This is a genomic window from Streptomyces sp. SPB074 (genome assembly GCF_000154905.1).
Lineage (GTDB): Bacteria > Actinomycetota > Actinomycetes > Streptomycetales > Streptomycetaceae > Streptomyces.
In genome coordinates this window covers 4,509,861-4,510,934 of sequence record NZ_GG770539.1, presented here as the reverse complement: position 1 = coordinate 4,510,934, position 1,074 = coordinate 4,509,861, and the positions used below count along the sequence as shown (strand labels likewise).

Genomic DNA, 1,074 nt, shown 5'->3' with positions numbered 1-1,074 from the left:
CACCCGTATGCCGTCCGGCCCGTACGCGTGTCTCCCGGCCGCGTACGCCCGGCCCCCGGGCCCCCGCCGGCCCCCCTGTCTCAGCCGCTCGTCCGCTCCTCCTGGTCGCGGGTCATGCGCCGCACGAGCGTGAGCGTCAGGGCGGCGGCGAGCAGGAGGACGTCGGTGGCGAGCACGCTGCGGAAGGCGTCGTGAACCAGGTCGGCCTCGGGCTGCCCGTCGTCGCCCAGATTCGCCTTGACGAGAAGCATCGCGACGGCGCCGACCAGGACCGCCCACCACACGCTGATCCACCAGGGGGTGCGGCGCCGCGCCGGGTCCTCGCCCCGGGGGGCCGCCGCGCGCCAGATGTCCACGACGACATCGCGCGGGAACCAGAAGGAGACGCCCGGGACGATCCACGAGAAGTAGATCCACGGGCGCGAGTGGCGCTGCGCCCCGGGGCGAGGATCTCGGCGTTGTCCCGCATCGCCTGGAGCCAGTACACGAGGCCGAGGACGCAGACGGCGAGGGTCGCGGCCGAGAGCACGCCCAGGTAGTGGTACTGCTCCTCCAGGCCCGTGGGGATGCGGTGGTAGCCCTCGTCCGCGCCGGCGGGCGGCCCCGGCGGACGCGGGCCCGCGTGGAGGCGCAGCTCCCAGACGAGGAACACGACTCGCGCGAGCACGAGGAACCCCAGGGCCCCGGCCAGGAACCGCGCGCGGGGCACCACCCGCGTGAAGCGGGGTGCGGCGGCGCTGCCGGACAGGGCAAAGCTCATGAAAGCGCTTTTCGGTGGGGGACGACGACGGAACGGCTGCCCCCGAGGACGCGCCCCCGGCACCGGACGGTTCCGGAGGCGGCCCTCCCGGGGGCACCCGGCACGGGGCAGGCGCGCGCCCGGACCGGCGGTACGGGCCGGGCGCGCGCCTCCCGGCGCTCCCCCGATCCGCACCACGCCCCCCGGCGCTCCCCCGGCCCGCGCGCCCGGGTCCCTCCCGCGCTCCCCGCGGTCTCGCTACCTGCGGTGCGCCTCCACCGCCCGGCCCCGCTCGCCCTGCCCCGGGCCGCCCTGCTCGCCCAGCGTGCCCGCCG

At 77.5% G+C, this 1,074-nt stretch carries 1 protein-coding gene; it reads right to left on the bottom strand.

Features of this window, described 5'->3' with window-relative positions; all coding sequences use genetic code 11:
* Positions 1–80 precede the first annotated feature (80 nt).
* Entirely contained in the window at positions 81–857 is a 777-nt protein-coding gene (locus SSBG_RS18975; protein WP_008747690.1) for a DUF4328 domain-containing protein, read from the bottom strand.
* Between the last annotated feature and the right edge of the window lie 217 nt (positions 858–1,074).